General features: G+C 67.4%; 13 protein-coding genes. 6 read left to right on the top strand and 7 right to left on the bottom strand.

All coding sequences use genetic code 11. From position 1 onward, the window contains the following. Nucleotides 1–114 precede the first annotated feature (114 nt). The gene (locus tag J8I34_RS26680) at nt 115–858 is read right to left on the bottom strand and encodes a YceH family protein (protein WP_209807376.1); all 744 of its coding nucleotides are present in this window, start codon (nt 856–858) and stop codon (nt 115–117) included. A 210-nt stretch (nt 859–1,068) separates the two neighbouring features. Between J8I34_RS26680 and J8I34_RS26675 the strand changes: the two genes are divergently transcribed. Continuing rightward, on the top strand, nt 1,069–2,826 hold the full coding sequence (locus J8I34_RS26675) for an FAD-dependent oxidoreductase (RefSeq protein ID WP_209807375.1): 1,758 nt from the start codon (nt 1,069–1,071) through the stop codon (nt 2,824–2,826). Between the two features lie 8 nt (nt 2,827–2,834). Here J8I34_RS26675 and ada read toward each other — a convergent pair whose 3' ends face one another. Next, entirely contained in the window at nt 2,835–3,926 is a 1,092-nt protein-coding gene (gene ada / locus J8I34_RS26670; protein ID WP_051320632.1) for a bifunctional DNA-binding transcriptional regulator/O6-methylguanine-DNA methyltransferase Ada, read from the bottom strand. A gap of 20 nt (nt 3,927–3,946) precedes the next feature. Continuing rightward, nucleotides 3,947–4,723, bottom strand: a complete 777-nt coding sequence (locus tag J8I34_RS26665) for a 2OG-Fe(II) oxygenase (protein WP_209807389.1) — start codon at nt 4,721–4,723, stop codon at nt 3,947–3,949. A 260-nt stretch (nt 4,724–4,983) separates the two neighbouring features. Between J8I34_RS26665 and J8I34_RS26660 the strand changes: the two genes are divergently transcribed. Next, nucleotides 4,984–5,463, top strand: coding sequence for a nuclear transport factor 2 family protein (locus tag J8I34_RS26660; protein ID WP_209807374.1), 480 nt, complete (start codon nt 4,984–4,986; stop codon nt 5,461–5,463). Between the two features lie 68 nt (nt 5,464–5,531). On the opposite strand, the gene J8I34_RS26655 is transcribed toward J8I34_RS26660, so the two are convergent. Further along, a complete protein-coding gene (locus J8I34_RS26655; protein ID WP_051320633.1) occupies nt 5,532–7,304 on the bottom strand; it encodes a dipeptidase in 1,773 nt (590 codons plus the stop codon). A 259-nt stretch (nt 7,305–7,563) separates the two neighbouring features. Between J8I34_RS26655 and J8I34_RS26650 the strand changes: the two genes are divergently transcribed. The 4 genes from J8I34_RS26650 (at nt 7,564) to J8I34_RS26635 (ending at nt 12,924) form a co-directional block, all read left to right on the top strand. Next, nucleotides 7,564–8,295: a glutathione peroxidase gene (locus tag J8I34_RS26650; protein WP_209776307.1), complete on the top strand. Its 732-nt coding sequence runs from the start codon at nt 7,564–7,566 to the stop codon at nt 8,293–8,295. Nucleotides 8,296–8,465: 170 nt separating this feature from the next. Then, the gene (locus J8I34_RS26645; RefSeq protein ID WP_209807373.1) at nt 8,466–9,863 is read left to right on the top strand and encodes a dihydrolipoyl dehydrogenase; all 1,398 of its coding nucleotides are present in this window, start codon (nt 8,466–8,468) and stop codon (nt 9,861–9,863) included. Nucleotides 9,864–9,975: 112 nt separating this feature from the next. After that, nucleotides 9,976–10,524 (top strand): TetR/AcrR family transcriptional regulator, encoded by a 549-nt coding sequence (locus tag J8I34_RS26640; protein WP_029049339.1) that lies wholly within the window; start codon nt 9,976–9,978, stop codon nt 10,522–10,524. Between the two features lie 195 nt (nt 10,525–10,719). After that, on the top strand, nt 10,720–12,924 hold the full coding sequence (locus J8I34_RS26635; protein ID WP_209776312.1) for a TonB-dependent siderophore receptor: 2,205 nt from the start codon (nt 10,720–10,722) through the stop codon (nt 12,922–12,924). A gap of 9 nt (nt 12,925–12,933) precedes the next feature. On the opposite strand, the gene J8I34_RS26630 is transcribed toward J8I34_RS26635, so the two are convergent. From J8I34_RS26630 to J8I34_RS26620, 3 genes are all read right to left on the bottom strand, one after another. Then, nucleotides 12,934–13,455, bottom strand: coding sequence for a DsbA family protein (locus tag J8I34_RS26630; RefSeq protein WP_029049341.1), 522 nt, complete (start codon nt 13,453–13,455; stop codon nt 12,934–12,936). Nucleotides 13,456–13,589: 134 nt separating this feature from the next. After that, entirely contained in the window at nt 13,590–14,675 is a 1,086-nt protein-coding gene (locus tag J8I34_RS26625; protein WP_209776314.1) for a calcium:cation antiporter, read from the bottom strand. Nucleotides 14,676–15,205: 530 nt separating this feature from the next. Then, nucleotides 15,206–15,880, bottom strand: a complete 675-nt coding sequence (locus J8I34_RS26620) for an SOS response-associated peptidase (protein WP_209807372.1) — start codon at nt 15,878–15,880, stop codon at nt 15,206–15,208. Nucleotides 15,881–16,103 lie beyond the last annotated feature (223 nt).

Raw genomic sequence — 16,103 nt, 5'->3', positions numbered from 1 at the left:
CCGCCAGTAATTTTTACCAGCTTCAAACCAGGCTGGCAACGGGAGAAACCCCTTGGGCTGTACCCGCGGCCGCGGCAGAGCTTGCCGGGCGGCCAGAGCAAGGACCCCGATGCATTACTCCAGGAATTCGTCGGGAGCAATCCCAAGCTGGCTCGCCATATGCTCGACCAGCGCCTGCAGACCGGCGACCTTTTCCGACAGCGCCTGGTGTTCCGCGCGCAGTTGTGCAAGTTCGGCGACAGTGCCCGCAGCCGCTTCGGCACTGCCCTGGCCGCCGCTGTATGGCGTCTCCTGCGCGGCTTCCAGTCCCTCGTCGCCACTCAGCAGGTGCATCCACCGGTGTTCGCGAGCGCCTGGCGCGCGCGCCAGCCGCACCACGAAGGGAGGTTCGCGCTCCGCCAGTTCTTCCAGGAACCCCTCCACCGACGAAATATCGGCAAACGCGTGCAGGCGCGCCGTGTTCAGGCGCAGTTCCGCCGCAGTCTGCGGCCCGCGCAGCAGCAGCATCGCCAGCAGCGCGACCGACTGGCTTGGCACACCGAGCCCGCGCTGCATGTTGTGCTCGAAGCGCGGCACGCGGCTGCTGCTGCCCTCGAAGACCAGGCTCAGGTGCTTGAGCCCGTCGATGGCCTCGAGGATCTCGGGTTCGGTCACATTCATGACCGGAGCACGGGCGGTCTTCTGGTTGCAGCCGGAGGCCAGGGTGTTGAGCGACAGCGGATAGGTGTCAGGGACAGTGTGCTGTTTTTCGACCAGCACGCCGAGCACGCGGCCTTCCACGGCGGACAGGGGCCGCGGCGCGGGGCGGGCGGGGCGTTCGCCAGGCTGGCTGGCGTCGGAAACGGAATCGGGTTGCATCAAGACTCTGGGTTGGACTCGGGAGGCGCCTGCCGCCTGGCAGCGCGCTGCCATTCAAGCGCAAGGTAGCGCCAGGCGCAACTATGCCATGCCAGTGCCCCCGGCGCCGCTGTTTGCGACCGGTTCGTCCCTCGCATTCTGCGCCGCTCCGTCTACTATCGATAGGCCGCGCCGCCGCCGGCCGCGCGCGCACCGACCAGAGGGGGCAACATGGCGATTCCGCAGGCGGAAGCAATGGCAACGGGTGCCACCAATGGCGATGTCGGCAGCGCGGGCGCAACGCCTGACGGCGGCGGCCTGGAAGCGCCGTACTCCACGCTGGAGTCGCGCTGGCATCAGATGTTCCCGCAGCTTGGCGCCGAAGACATGGCACGGGTGCAGCGCTTCGGCACGCCGCAGCGCTGGCGCGCCGGCGAGAAACTGTTCTCGATCGGCCAGGCCGGGCGCGGCATGTACCTCGTCACCAGCGGCTGCGTGCGCATCGTGCGCCGCGACGGGCTGGGCCGCGAGCACACGATCACCGAACAGGGACCGGGCCACTTCCTGGCCGAGGTGGGCACGCTCAGCGGCCGGCCGGCACTGGTCGACGGCGTCGCCGTGAGCGACACCGACGGCTACGCGATCACACCCGAGCGCCTCCGCGCGCTGCTGGTGGCCGAGGCCGAGCTGGGCGAGCGCATCATGCGCGCGCTGATCCTGCGCCGCGTCGGCCTGATCGAGTTTGGCAGCGGCCCGGTGCTGGTCGGCCACGGCACCGAGCCGCTGCTGCTGGCGCTGCAGGCATTCCTGCGGCGCAACGGCTACCCGCATACCGTGATCGACATGGACGTGGATGGCGACTGCTCGCTGCTGCTCGAGTATGCCCACGCGCCCGCGAGCGACTTCCCGCTGGTGATTTGCCCCGACGGCCGCGTGCTGCGCGCGCCGGACGAGGGCCAGCTGGCGTCGTACCTGGGGTTGTTGCCGGAGTTCGACCCTGATCATGTCTATGACGTGATCGTGGTGGGCGCGGGACCCGCAGGCCTGGCGACGGCAGTGTATGCGGCGTCTGAAGGGCTGTCGGTCGCGGTGATCGACTGCCGCTCGCCCGGCGGCCAGGCTGGCGCCAGCGCGCGGATCGAGAACTATTTGGGCTTTCCTACCGGCATTTCCGGGCAGGCGCTGGCCGGCCGCGCCTTCGTGCAGGCGCTGAAGTTCGGCGCGCACATCGCCATTCCGCTCGAAGTGAAGGCCCTGCATTGCGGCACCGACCCGATCCGGCTGGAGCTTGTAGACGGACGCATGATCCCGACCCATACCGTGGTGATCGCCACCGGCGCGCAATACCGCCGCCCCGGCATCGAGTCGCTGGAGCGCTTCGAAGGGCGCGGCGTGTACTACTGGGCCTCGCCGGTGGAGGCCAAGCTGTGCCGCAACGAGCCCGCGATGCTGGTCGGCGGTGGCAACTCGGCCGGGCAGGCGGCGGTCTACCTGGCGTCGAATGCCGCGCATGTGCATATGCTGGTGCGCGGACCCGGGCTGGCCGCGACCATGTCGCGCTATCTGATCGACCGCATCGGTTCGATGCCTAATGTCACGCTGCATACCCATGCGCAGATCACCGCGCTGTCGGGCAACGGCTGGCTGTCGCGGGTGCGCTACGACGCGCCGGGCGAAAGCCCTACGCCGGTGGAAATGGACGTGCGCCACCTGTTCCTGTTCATCGGCGCGGACCCCAACGCGCACTGGCTGCGCACCTGTCATGTCGAGGTCGACGACAAGGGCTTTGTGCGCACCGGAGGCGGCGAACTTGGCTGCGCGGCGGCGGTGCCCTATCCGCTGCAGACCAGCGTGCCGGGTGTCTTCGCCATCGGCGATGTGCGTTCGGGCTCGACCAAGCGCGTCGCGGCCGCGGTAGGCGAGGGCGCCGCGGTAGTGGCGCAGATCCACGACTACCTGGCGAAGGTCCGGCTGGAGGCGGCCCGATAGCGCCGGCCTCAGCCTTTCGCTTCGCGCTCGAGCAAATCACGCTTGCGCGCCACGCCCCAGCGGTAGCCCGACAGCCCGCCGTCGCTGCGCACCACGCGATGGCACGGAATCGCCACCGCCAGGTGGTTGGCCGCGCAGGCCTGCGCCACCGCGCGTACCGCCCGCGGCGCGCCGATGCGGGCCGCGATCTCCGCATAGCTGGCGGTGCTGCCCGGCGGGATCTCTTGCAGCGCCTGCCACACGCGCTGCTGGAAGGCGGTGCCGCGCACGTCCAGCGGCAGCGCCAGACCGGTCGATGGCGCCTCGACAAAGCCCACTACCTGCGCCACCAGTTGCTCGAACCGGGCGTCGCCGCCGATCAGGTTGGCGCGCGGGAACTGGTCCTGCAGATCCTGCAGCAGCGCGTGCGGATCGTCGCCCAGCAGGATGGCACAGACGCCGCGGTCGCTCTGCGCGACCAGGATCGCCCCCAGCGCGGACTGGCCGATGGCGAAGCGGATATCAGTGCCGGCGCCGCCGGCGCGGTAGCGCGACGGTGTCATGCCGAGCACCGCGTCCGCGGTCTCGTAGAAGCGGCTGTTGGAGCCGAAGCCGGCATCGTAGATGGCCTCCGTTACCGAGTCGCTGCTGCCCAGTTGCGTGCGCAGCTTGCTGGCGCGGTGCGCGGCCGCGTAGGCGCGCGGTGTCAGGCCGGTCGCGGCCTTGAACAGCCGGTGGAAGTGGTAGGGGCTGACGCCGGCGGCGCGCGCCAGCTCGGGCAGCGCGGGCAAGGTGTCGGCGGCCTCGATGCGGCGGCATGCGTCGGCCACCATGGCGGCGTGCTGCGCGGCCAGCGCGGGCGGCGCGGCGCGGCGGCTTGGCCGGTAGCCTGCGGCTTCGGCAGCCGAGGCGTTGTCGAAGAACTCGACATTGGCCGGATGCGGCAGCCGCGACAGGCTGCTGGGCAGGCAATAGACGCCGGTGGTCCTGACCGCGTAGACGAAGCTGCCGTCGGCGGCGGGATCGCGCGCCAGCACGCGCGCCCAGCGCGGGTCATTCTCGATGATGGCGGCGTTGTCGGCATTTCCGGCGCGGCCAGCATGGCGGCGCGGCCTTGGCATGGATGCAGGCATGTCGTTCCTCAGCTGGCGTCGTGAAAGATGATGCCGAGCGTGTAGCGCTGGCCCGAATGCAGCCGGCTGACGCCATGGCGCAGGTTGACCCGGTAGCTGCCCCGGCTGCCCTGCACGGGCCGCTGGCTGACGGCGAACACCACTGCATCGCCCTGGCGCAGCGACACCACTTCGGCACGCGACTGCATGCGCGGGCGCTGCTCGGTCATTACGAACTCGCCGCCGGTGAAATCGCGTCCGGGCTCGGACAGCAGCACCGCCACCTGCAGCGGAAACACATGTTCGCCGTACAGGTCCTGGTGCAGGCAGTTGTAGTCGCCGGGGCCGTAGCGCAGCAGCAGCGGCGTGGGACGCGACTGGCCGGCCTGGTGGCAACGCGCCAGGTAGTCCGCATGAGCGGCCGGAAACCGCGTGTCGATGCCCATCGCGGCGTTCCAGCGGTTGGCAACGGGTACGAGGCGCGGGTACAGGGCCGTGCGCAAGGCGCCGACGAGGTCGGGCAAGGGATAGGCGAAATACTTGTACTCGCCCTGGCCAAAGCCGTGCCGCGCCATCACGATGCGCGAACGGTACAGCCCGTCCTGCTCGTAGCGCGCGGCGAGCGCCCGGCATTCCGCTTCGGCCAGCAGGCCGCGGATGGCGGCGCAGCCATAAGCATCCAGCTCGCTCTCCAGCGTGGCCCAGTCAATGCCATCGACGCGCGCGCCAATGGCCGCTTGTGGTGGCGGCTGGCGCCCGATTTTCTGAGGTGCCGGCACGGGGCGGCGCGGTCCGCCTACCGTCATCGCGCGTGCCTGGGGGCGCTGTGCCTGCTTGATCGTCACTGCCGTTCTCCGGTGTTTGCTTGCATGGTGCCCACTTTAGGCCTGGCAAGCGGCCGCGGCACTCCGGGTCTTGCTTTGGAATTCTGCACGAGAAATTGCCTTGACAAGACAGATCTGTCTACAAATAATGAGACAGGTCTGTATCATTCTCGAGGCGTTGTCGACGCTCGTGGACGACAGGCCGCCAAACCAACCACCCTTCGTCTTGCAGGAGAAACCCGATGTCCGCACAACCCGAAATCCGCCCGCCACTGCCGCCGTTCACCAACGATTCCGCCGTCGCCAAGGTCCGCGCCGCCGAAGACGGCTGGAACAGCCGCAACCCGGAGCGCGTGGCGCTGGCATATACCGTTGACAGTGCCTGGCGCAACCGTGCCGAGTTTGTGAACGGCCGCGCCGATATCGTCGCCTTCTTGCAGCGCAAGTGGCAGAAGGAACTGGATTACCGCCTGATCAAGGAGCTGTGGGCGCACGACGGCAACCGCATCGCGGTGCGCTTTGCCTATGAATGGCACGACGATTCCGGCAACTGGTACCGGTCGTATGGCAACGAGAACTGGGAATTCGATGAGTCGGGACTGATGCGGCGCCGCTTCGCCTGCATCAACGATGCGCCGATCCGGGAGGCGGACCGCAAGTTCCACTGGCCGCTGGGGCGGCGCCCGGACGCGCATCCGGGGTTGAGCGAGCTGGGGTTGTAACGGAGCGCCTCCTTCCCTAGTTCCGGGGTCTCCGAGGGAAGGGAGAAAAGCAGCCGCTTTGCGCTCGCTTACTGCATCTTGTCCAGGTTGCCGATCCGCACCAGCATTTCCGTGAACATCTGCATGTCGAGGTTCAGATCGGCCACTTCCTTGTGCTCGCGCGCGTTGTGCGCGGTGTACTTCTTGCCCGGCATCGCCGGCCCGAAGTTGATCGCATTGGGCATCAGCTTGGCGGTGGTGCTGCCCGCGGTCGCGACCGGCTTGGCTTCCAGTCCGGTTGTGTCGCCGAAAATATTGAGCAGCGTGGACAGCCACGCGCCCTTGGGGTCGCGCGCCATCCAGTTGCCCTGGTCGTACTTGATCTCCACCGGCCCGTGCGTCGCGGCCCAGCCGAAGATGCGCTTGGTGATGCGGGCGCCCAGCTCATCGGGCGTGCGCCCGCGCGGCATGCGCACGTTGGTGACCACGTCGACGTATTCGCCGCGCTCGCGCACCAGCGTGGGCGACATCGTCAGCGGCCCCATGAAGGCGTCGCGATAGGCGACCTCCATCTTGTTGCCGAGGTAGTCCAGCCCGTACAGGTCGTTCAGGTAGCGCACCGCCCTCAGGTAGTGGTTGTCGGCAAAGCGCACGCCGCTGGCCTGCAGGAACAGCGCCAGCCGCGGCAGCGGGTTGACGCCTTCTTCCGGGCGCGAGCCGTGCGCAGAGGCGCCGGTGACCTTGACCTCGACTTCATTGCCCTCGCGCTTCACATCGATCGAGAACTTGCCGCGCGGCGCGTTGCGACGCACGAAGTCCGCCTTCGCCTGTTCGAGTGCCGCGGCCACGGCGGCGGCATCGCCGCCGGCAATGCGCGCGGTGGCGGTCTCGGGAATGGCATTGGCCGAGGCGGCACCGCGCATGGCCACGATGGCCGGGCCCTTGCTGTCAGCCTTGCCGCGTTCGGCCTTGCCGTCGGCCGACTTGATGCCGAACGAGACCGTCAGGGTGCCGGCGCCTTTCTCCGCGACCACGGCAGGGTACTTGCTGTCGAGCACGATGTTGTATTCCGGCAGCGTGGTGTGCTGGCGGTAATACTTCATGCCGTCGCCGCCGGTCTCCTCGGTGGTCTCGATCATCAGGCGGATGGTGCGCTCCAGCGGCACGCCGCTTTCCTTGACGGTCTTCATCGCATACAGCACGGCGGCGATCGAGCCCTTGTCGTCGATGGTGCCTCGCCCGTAGAGCGTGTCGCCAATCCGCGTGAGCCGGAACGGATCGAGGCGGGTGCCGTCGTCCAGCACCCATTCCTCGGCTACAGCCGGCACCACGTCGGCGTGCGTCAGGATGCCGAAGGTGTCCTTGCCGCCGCCAGGCAGCGTGACTTCGAACACGCGGTTGTCCACGTTGCGGTAGGCCAGCCCGAAGTCGCGCGCCATGCCTTCCACCAGCTTGCCGAACTCCACAATGGCGGGGTTGTCGTGCTGGGCGATCTTTTCATCGCGCACGGTGCGCAGCGCCACCATCTTGCCGATGGTGTCGATCACCGCAGCCTCGTTGCGGACGCGGTTGTAGACGCCCAGCAGGCGTCCGATATTGACCAGGTTGTCGCCAGCCAGCGGCGCCTTGGCCTGCCACGCGGCCACGGCCGGGGCGACCGCCGGCTCGGCCCTGGCGGCGGCTGCCATAAAGGCCTGAAGGTCGGCCGGCGCGGCGGCGCGGGTGCTGCTTACCAGCGCGTCGAGCGCCGGCTTCTTCAGGGTTTGCGCCTGTCCCGGGTGCGCGATCAGCAGCGATAGCGCAAGCAGGGCAGCCCACCGGCGTGGCGTCAGCCGGTGGTGCGGGCGGCAAGATCGGGTCATTGCGAAGCAGGAAGTAAGGTTGGATGCCGCATGATAGGGCACTTGCCGGGGTTTGCCGAACAAATATGGCGCGGAATGCCCCGCGCGGGGTGTGTCCCAGGCCCCAATAGAAGACCCCTATGTCAGCGTCATAGCTAAATACAATCGTCTTATTTGAAACGATGAATTGTACAAATCACATCGCGATCGACAAAATGGGGCCTTCGCTGCAACACGCAGCCGAAACAACCGAATGAATCCAGATCAAGGAGTGATTCCGATGCTGCAATCCCGTGAAGGCCAACGCATTCCCAACGTTTCGTTCCGCGTCCGTGAAGACAACGAGTGGAAGACCATCACCACCGGCGAGCTGTTCGGCGGCAAGACCGTGGTCGTGTTCTCGCTGCCGGGCGCCTTCACGCCCACGTGTTCGTCCACCCACCTGCCACGCTACAACGAGCTGGCGCCGGTGTTCGCCAAACACGGCGTCGACGACATCCTGTGCGTGTCGGTCAACGATACCTTCGTGATGAATGAGTGGGCCAAGGACCAGGAGTCCGAAAACATCACCATGATCCCCGACGGCAACGGTGAATTCACCGAAGGCATGGGCATGCTGGTGGACAAGGCCGACCTGGGCTTCGGCAAGCGCAGCTGGCGCTATTCGATGCTGGTGCGCGACGGCATGGTCGAGAAGATGTTCATCGAGCCGGAAGAGCCGGGCGACCCGTTCAAGGTTTCCGACGCCGACACCATGCTGAACCACATCGCCCCGGGCGCGCGCAAGCCTGACCAGGTGGTGGTGTTCTCGAAGGTGGGCTGCTCGTTCTGCGCCAAGGCCAAGCAACTGCTGGACGACAACGGTTTCGACTACATCGACGTGCCGCTGGACAACAAGGTGCGCGGCAAGGTGCTGGGCGCCGTGTCGGGCGAGATGACCGCGCCGCAGGTCTTCATCAACGGCAAGCTGGTCGGCGGCGCCGAGGCGCTGCAGCAGTACCTCGCGAGGTAAGTGGCCAAACAAGCCACTCAAATCCTTTCGCTTCCGCATGCGCGGACCGGCAGTCGCCGGACCCGATGGCACCGTTTTGCCCGCTGATTGCTGGCAAAGGGCAAGGCGGTGCCATCCAGCCCGTTGATTGACCCCTGATTCACGCCATGACCACCAAGGAATCCTACGCCATGACTATCATCCAGACCGATGTCGCCGTGATCGGTGCAGGCACCGCCGGCCTTGCCGCCTACCGCGCAGCGGTGGCCGCCGGCAAGCGCGCCGTGATCATCGAAGGCGGCCCGTACGGCACCACCTGCGCCCGGGTCGGCTGCATGCCTTCGAAGCTGCTGATCGCCGCCGCCGAGGCCGCGCACGAACTGCGCCACACGGCGCCGTTCGGTGTGCACGTGGATGGCCAGGTCCGCATCGATGGCCGCGAGGTCATGGCCCGCGTGCGCAGCGAGCGCGATCGCTTTGTCGGCTTTGTCGTGCGCGGCGTCGAGAATATTCCCGAAGCCGACCGGATTCGCGGCTACGCCCGCTTTATCGACAACACCACGCTGGAGGTCGATGGCCACACGACCGTACGCGCCGGCCGCGTGGTCATCGCCACCGGCTCCAGGCCTGCGCTGCCGGCCCCGATCAAGGCTTTCGGCGACCGCCTGATCGTCAATGACGATGTGTTCGCATGGGAAGACCTGCCGGGCAGCGTGGTGGTGTTCGGGCCGGGCGTGATCGGTCTGGAGCTTGGGCAGGCGCTGTCGCGCCTTGGCGTGCGGGTGCGCGTGTTCGGCGTCAGCGGTTCGCTCGGGCCGCTGACCGATCCGGTGATTCGCGCCTATGCCGCCAAGGCATTCAACGATGAGTTCTACCTTGATCCGGAAGCCAGGGTGACCGAAATGGCCCGCGACGGCGAGCAGGTGGTGGTGACCTATGCCGACCGAGAAGGACGTAGCGTGACCGAGCGCTTCGACTACGCACTGGCCGCCACCGGCCGCGAGCCGAACGTGCGCGGCCTCGGCCTGGAGAACACCGGCCTGGCGCTGGACCAGCGTGGCGTGCCGGTGTTCGACCCGGAAACGCTCCAGTGCGGCAACGCGCCGGTGTTTATTGCCGGCGACGCCAACAATATCCTGCCGTTGCTGCACGAAGCCGCGGACGAGGGCAAGGCCGCCGGCGAGAACGCCGCCAGCTATCCGCAGGTGGAACGGCTGGCGCGCCGCGCGCCCCTGGCGGTGGTGTTCTCCGACCCGCAGATCGCGATGGTGGGGCAGCGCTACGCCGACCTGGCCGAGGGCAGCTTCGTCACCGGCGAAGTCAGCTTCGAAGACCAGGGCCGCAGCCGCGTGATGCTGAAGAACCGCGGGCTGATGCACGTCTACGCGGACAAGGCGAGCGGTCGGTTCCTGGGCGCGGAATGGATCGGGCCGCGTGCGGAAAACATCGCACACTTGCTGGCGTGGTCGTACCAGCAGGGCCTGACCATCGAGCAGATGCTGGGCATGCCGTTCTACCACCCGGTGGTGGAAGAAGGGCTGCGCACGGCGCTGCGCGACGCGGCGGCGAGGCTGCGGCATGATCGTTGACCGTAATTGCTAGACAGGTCTGTCTGTCATAGTATTGATGCAGGCGGGCCGGCGGCATTTCCTTGCCGCCGGCCCGTTGCCGATTTCCCAACAAGCCTTTCGCCGCGCCACCATGGCCAACCCCTCCGCCCGCGACCGCATCCTCGACACCGCCGCCCGCCTGTTCTACCAGGAGGGGTATCGCGCCACCGGCATCGACCGGATCATTGCGGAGTCGGGCGTGGCCAAGATGTCGCTGTACCGGCATTTCGCCTCCAAGAACGACCTGATCTCGGCCTTCCTGGATCGGCGCCATGAGGAATGGATGGCCTGGTTCCGCGGCGACGTCGAGGCCCGCCTGGCCGCGCGCCCGCATCTGGACGTGATTGCCGACGCGCTGGCCGACTGGTTCGCGGCGGACTTCCGCGGCTGCGCATTCATCAACGTCGTCGCCGAGGCCGGTGGCGATGCCCGCGCGGCCGCACAGGCCGCCGCGCACAAGGCAGAACTGGCGGCGTTCGTAGCCGATATTGCCACGCGACTCGGACTGCGCCAGCCAGTCCAGGTGGCGGAAGAAGCCATGCTGTGCATTGAAGGCATGATCGTGCGCTACCAGATGCACCGCGATCCGGCAGTGATCGAGGCTGGGCGACGGCTGCTGGGCAGGTTGCAGGGCGAGTAAACGCTCGATTCGACACCGCGCTCGATTCGACACCGCGCTCGATCCGACACCGTCGAACGATGGAAGCAGTCCCTGCGCTCATTCCGTAAGGTATCCCCGGAAAATGTATCGCCTTTGACACATTCAGGTTACAATCGAAATGCAATTACGAATTATTCGTATTCGTAATCATAAATTTCCACTGTTCCTGAAGTGATGTCCTTTGATCCGATCTCCCGGGCCAAGCCGCGCCTTGCCCGTTCCCGGCTGACGCCTCCCCGCGGCCTTTCGCTGACCACCCTGGCCCTGAGCCTGCACGCCGGGGGCGTGTTTGCCCAGTCCGCAGCCACGCCCGCGGCTGCCTCTGGCGCGGCCGCCGAATTGCCGGCCGTGACCGTGCGTGCCTCTGGCGCAGAGGAAACCGCAACGGGGCCGGTGCACGGTTTCGTTGCCAGACGCAGCGCCACCGCGACCAAGACCGATACGCCGGTGATGGAGACGCCGCAGTCGATCACGGTGATCACGCGCGACCGGATGGAAGCGCAGGGGGCGCAGTCGGTGCAGCAGGCCATCGGCTATACCGCCGGCGTCTATGCCGGGCCATATGGCAATGACGCGCGCGGCGACTGGGGCAAGTTCCGCGGCACGGACTTCACGCAGTACCGCGACGGCCTGCTCAACCAGGTCGGCTTCTACAACAACGTGCGCGCCGACGTTTACGGGCTGGAGCGCATCGACGTGCTGCGCGGCCCGTCGTCGATGCTGTTCGGGCAGGGCGCGGTGGGCGGCATCCTGAACCTGGTCAGCAAGCGTCCGCAGGCCGAGGCCGCGCGCGAGGTCGGCGTGCAGTTCGGCAACTACAACCGCAAGCAGGTGCAGGCCGACCTGACCGGGCCGCTCGATGCCGAGGGCAAGTGGATGTACCGGCTGGTGGCGCTGGCGCGCGACAGCGACACGCAGGTGGACTACGTGCCCGACAACCGTTACCTGATCGCGCCGTCGCTGACGTACCGGCCCAATGCCGATACCTCGTTCACGCTGCTGACCAATTTCCAGCGCGACGAAAGCGGGACGTCAGTCGGCTTCTTTCCGTGGCGCGGCACGCTCTATCCGAACCCGGGCGGGCAGATTCCCGATCACCTGTTCATCAGCGAGCCGGGCTACGACCGCTACAACGCCGAGCAGACCTCGGTCGGCTACGAGTTCCAGCACAAGGTCAACGATGCGCTGACCGTCCGCCAGAACCTGCGCTACTCGCACAGCACCGTGGACTACCGCAGCATCTACGCCGCCGGCTTCACCGGCGCGACGCACGGCTGGGTGCCCGGCAGCAGCACGCTGATGCGCCGCACGGTCTACCTGAACCAGCCGACGCTGAATGCCTTCGTGGTCGACACGCAGGCACAAGGCAACTTCCGCACGGGCCCGGTCGACCATACGCTGCTGGCCGGCATGGACTACCAGCATGCCGAGATCACCGGTCGCTCGGGCGTGGGCGGCACCGCTGCGCCGCTGGATGTGTTCAACCCGGTCTACGGTAATTTCACGCTGCCTGGCACGCGCGACCTGAATCCCAGCAAGCAGATCCAGACCGGCGTGTACCTGCAGGACCAGCTGTCTTGGAACAAGTGGCTGCTGATGCTGGGCCTGCGCTATGACTGGTCGCGCGCGGCGCAGGACAACACGCCCGGGGCCAGCCGCGAAGACAACGAACTGACCAAGCGCGCCGGCCTGATGTACCGCTCGGACATCGGCCTGAACCCGTACGTCAGCTATACCGAGTCGTTCCAGGGCCTGCCCGGCTTCAACCGCTCCAACCAGGCCTTCAAGCCGCTGCGCGGTTCGCAATGGGAAGCGGGGATCAAGTACCAGCCGCCGGGCAAGAATGCTTCGCTGACCGTGGCGGCATTCGACATGCGCGAGAAGAACCGGAAGACCGCTGGCGTGGTCAACGGCATTCCTGACCAGGTGCAGGTGGGCGAGGCCCGCACGCGCGGCATCGAGGTCGAGGCACTGGCTTCGCTGACCAGCCGCCTGGACCTGATTGCGACCTATACGTACCTGGATGCGCGCGTGATCGAAGGCAGCGCCGCCGAGGTCGGCAAGCGCCTGGCCAGCACGCCCTCGAACATGGCTTCGCTGTGGGCCAACTACCGCTTCAAGCTGTTCGGGCTGCCGGGCTTCGTGGCCGGCGGCGGCGTGCGCTATGTCGGCCCGAGCTACGACGGCACCGACCAGAACCGCGTCGGCGGGGTGACGCTGTACGACGCCATGATCGCCTACGACCACGGTCCGCTGCGCGTCGCGCTGAACGCCAACAACCTGTTCGACAAGCAGTTCCTGACCACCTGCCTGGCACGCGGCGATTGCTACTTCGGCGCGCGCCGTACCGTGGTCGGCAGCGTGACGTACCGCTTCTGACGCGGCCGGCTAGGCTGCCAGCGCGCTATCGATGGCGCGCTGCAGCCGCTCCATGCCGAAGGTCACGTCCTGCACCGTGCCGTTGACAAAGAACGACGGCGTGCCCCGCACCCGGCAGCGCGTGCCGCCGTGCTGGTCGGCGCGGATGTGCGGCAGGTGTCGGTGCGTGGACATGTCGCTGTCGTAGCGGTCGAGATCCAGGCCCGTCATGCCGGCGTAATGGCGCAGGGCGTCGGGCTTCAGCCCCTCCGGGTGCTCGTAGAGCATGCGGTACATCTGCCAGAATCGATCCTGCGCCGCCGCGGCCTCGGCGCACTCGGCCGCCGGCTCGGCGGACGGGTGCCAGTTGGCCATCGGGTAGTGCCGGTAGACAAAGCGCACCTGCGGGCCATAGTGCTCCAGCAGGATCTTCATGGCGCCGTAGGCGATGCGGCAGTAGGAGCATTCGAAGTCGCCGTATTCGACGACGGTGACCCTGGCGGTATCGGGGCCGACGGCATGGTCGGCGGCGGTGACGGCGACTTCCAGCATTGGCGTTCTCCGGTGCGTGCGCGGCAAGGCATGCGCGGATTCCCGGTGGGGAGGTTCCAGTGTAGACCCCGCAGACGCCAGGCCAAGGCCCCGCAGCCACCCGAAACACACTGCGGTTCCGGACGGCGGGCCGGCTATGGCACGATCGACAAGAAGAGGTAGGCTGCCAGGATCACCAAGTGCACCACGCCCTGCAGGATCGTGGTGCGACCCATGCCCAGCGTCAGCGACGACACGACCAGCGTCAGCAGCAGCAACACCATGTCCTTCGGAACCAGCCCCAGCTCCAGCGGCTGGCCGATCCAGATGAACACTGCCGCCACGGTCGGGATGGTCAGCCCGATGCTGGCCAGCGCCGAGCCGAGGGCCAGGTTCAGGCTGGTCTGGATGCGGTCGGCGCGCGCTGCGCGCAGTGCCGCCAGCCCCTCGGGCAGCAGCACCATGGCGGCAATCACGATCCCCACCACCGCGGCCGGCGCGCCCGCCTTCAGCACGGCCGCCTCGACCGACGGCGACAGCAGCTTGGCCAGCCCCACCACCAGCACCAGGCAGGTCAGCAGCAGCACCCCGCTGGCGAGCGCCACGCGCGCGGGCGGCGGCGGTGCATGCACGTTCTCGTCGGAACTGCCTTCGGCCAGGAAGTAATCGCGGTGGCGGATGGTCTGCACGAACACGAACGAGCCGTACAGCACCAGCGACATCACGCCCGAGAACGCCAGCTGCGCCGGCGTCAGCACCGGCCCCGGCGACGAGCTGGTGTAGTTGGGCAGCACCATCGTCAGCGCCAGCAGCGCCGCCAGTACCGCCATGGCGGCATTGGCGCCGGGCGCCTGGAACGCCTGCTCGCGGTGATGCAGGCCGCCGACGAACAGACACAGGCCCACGATGCCGTTGCAGATCAGCATGACCGCGGCAAACACCGTATCGCGTGCCAGGCCGGCTTTCTCCGGCCCGGACGACAACATCACGGAGACGATCAGTGCCACTTCGATCACGGTCACGGCAATCGCCAGCACCAGCGTGCCGAACGGTTCGCCCACCTTGTGTGCAACCACCTCGGCGTGGTGCACGGCGGCAAATACTGCGCCGGCCAGCGCGACGGCCACCAGCGCGATCAGCCAGCCCTGGCCGGGCATCAGCCAGCCGAGCGCCAACGTGGCCGCGGCAGCGAGCGGCGCGCCAACGGTCCAGGCCGGCAGCCTGTTGGAAGTCAGAGCCATCCCTGTGTGTGTCCTTTCTTGTCGTTATGCCGTGCCGGGCGGCACGGGCGTGCCATGCAGGCACGCATGATAGTCCGGAGATATGCTGTTTAGACCACTTTTATGGCGGCGGCAACAGGGATATGGCAAACGAGAAGGCTATGAGTTCCCGCTAGTTGATAGAAATTCGAGGAACTTGGCAGTGATTCTGTGAAATTGGCAGCCCGCATTTCGCGCCAGTAGACCGGTCAGCCAGGGCTTGGCGGACTGTCCTTGGTAGCGCTGGGCGGCCCGGCGGGTGGCCGCTCGCGCAGCGCCGGATGGTTTCGCAGAATCCAGCGCGCGGCCAACAGCAATGCGATAAGGAACCCAAAAAAATACGCGCACAACGCGGCGACGTTTTGCATGATGGCTTGACCCGGGGATGTCGGCTCTTGTGGCCGTGTGCGCGGCAGTATGCGCAGCATTCGTAACGCCGGACACCCTCTTGAGGGAGGGCACGGGGCGCTTGATGCCCGGCTTGCACCGGCTTGCACCGGCTTGGCAACGGGTCAGTCGGCGTCCGGGATCGGCGCGCCGGTGATCCTGGGCGCCGGTTCCGCCTGCACGGCCTCGGCGGGAAACAGTTTCAGGAAGGTGCGGGCGACCTCGGGATCGCGGCAGGCAAGCCAGTCGTCCCATTGCTCACGCGGGATGACTACCACTGAACGTTTTTCATCGCCGGGCTTGTGGAAGCGCTCCATCACAGGGTGCTGTGTGGAGTTCACCGTCAGCATGGTGAAGGACAGCGCCGCATCGGGCCAGCCGCGCCACAGGCCTGCGATGCCGAAGGCGGGCTCGCCGGGTAGCCAGATGCGCCAGCGCACCGGCTTGCCAGGCGGGCCGCCCGGCATCGCGTCCTCGGGATAGGCGTACTCGTAGAACGCGGTGGCCGGGACCAGGCACAGCTGCCCCTGGCGCCAGTAGCGGGCAAAGGCAGGGCGCTCGCCGACGGTTTCGCTGCGCGCGTTGGTGGTGTCATAGCGGCGCGTGCCGGGCGGGATGCGCTGCCGTGGCACCATGCCGAATGACGCCAGGCCGGCATGCCGCACGCCGTCGTCGGTGGCGCGTACGATCGGCGCCAGGTAATCGGGATAGGTTTCGGCCTTGAACAGGCCCGGCGGCGGTTCCACGCCAAAGATGTCGCGCAGGATCTGGCGCTGGACCGGGGCGTAGTTGGTGCACATGCGCTGGCCTCCCTGGCGTGATGGTCGCCGCGACTTTCCGCCGTGATCTCCCGCCGTGATTTCCATATCGTCGGCGCCGGGCCGGATGGCGTCAAGCGCACCGCGCGTTGCATCCGGGGCATGGCAAAAACCGTCAGGCGCGCTGGCGGAATCGGTTATTGCCCGCCGCCCCGGCACGGGCGCACACTCTTGCGGCAGCCGCGCCACGCGGCACCGACGATCA

The sequence above is a fragment of the Cupriavidus phytohabitans genome, from assembly GCF_017815025.1.
In the GTDB taxonomy this organism is placed as follows: domain Bacteria; phylum Pseudomonadota; class Gammaproteobacteria; order Burkholderiales; family Burkholderiaceae; genus Cupriavidus.
This window is presented reverse-complemented; position numbering and strand designations above follow the sequence as displayed.

Bases quoted from the DNA above. Each gene is read 5' to 3' on its own strand.
- J8I34_RS26680 (WP_209807376.1), bottom strand. From the start codon at position 858: ATGCAACCCGATTCCGTTTCCGACGCCAGCCAGCCTGGCGAACGCCCC.
- J8I34_RS26675 (WP_209807375.1), top strand. From the start codon at position 1,069: ATGGCGATTCCGCAGGCGGAAGCAATGGCAACGGGTGCCACCAATGGC.
- ada (WP_051320632.1), bottom strand. From the start codon at position 3,926: ATGCCAAGGCCGCGCCGCCATGCTGGCCGCGCCGGAAATGCCGACAAC.
- J8I34_RS26665 (WP_209807389.1), bottom strand. From the start codon at position 4,723: ATGACGGTAGGCGGACCGCGCCGCCCCGTGCCGGCACCTCAGAAAATC.
- J8I34_RS26660 (WP_209807374.1), top strand. From the start codon at position 4,984: ATGTCCGCACAACCCGAAATCCGCCCGCCACTGCCGCCGTTCACCAAC.
- J8I34_RS26655 (WP_051320633.1), bottom strand. From the start codon at position 7,304: ATGACCCGATCTTGCCGCCCGCACCACCGGCTGACGCCACGCCGGTGG.
- J8I34_RS26650 (WP_209776307.1), top strand. From the start codon at position 7,564: ATGCTGCAATCCCGTGAAGGCCAACGCATTCCCAACGTTTCGTTCCGC.
- J8I34_RS26645 (WP_209807373.1), top strand. From the start codon at position 8,466: ATGACTATCATCCAGACCGATGTCGCCGTGATCGGTGCAGGCACCGCC.
- J8I34_RS26640 (WP_029049339.1), top strand. From the start codon at position 9,976: ATGGCCAACCCCTCCGCCCGCGACCGCATCCTCGACACCGCCGCCCGC.
- J8I34_RS26635 (WP_209776312.1), top strand. From the start codon at position 10,720: ATGTCCTTTGATCCGATCTCCCGGGCCAAGCCGCGCCTTGCCCGTTCC.
- J8I34_RS26630 (WP_029049341.1), bottom strand. From the start codon at position 13,455: ATGCTGGAAGTCGCCGTCACCGCCGCCGACCATGCCGTCGGCCCCGAT.
- J8I34_RS26625 (WP_209776314.1), bottom strand. From the start codon at position 14,675: ATGGCTCTGACTTCCAACAGGCTGCCGGCCTGGACCGTTGGCGCGCCG.
- J8I34_RS26620 (WP_209807372.1), bottom strand. From the start codon at position 15,880: ATGTGCACCAACTACGCCCCGGTCCAGCGCCAGATCCTGCGCGACATC.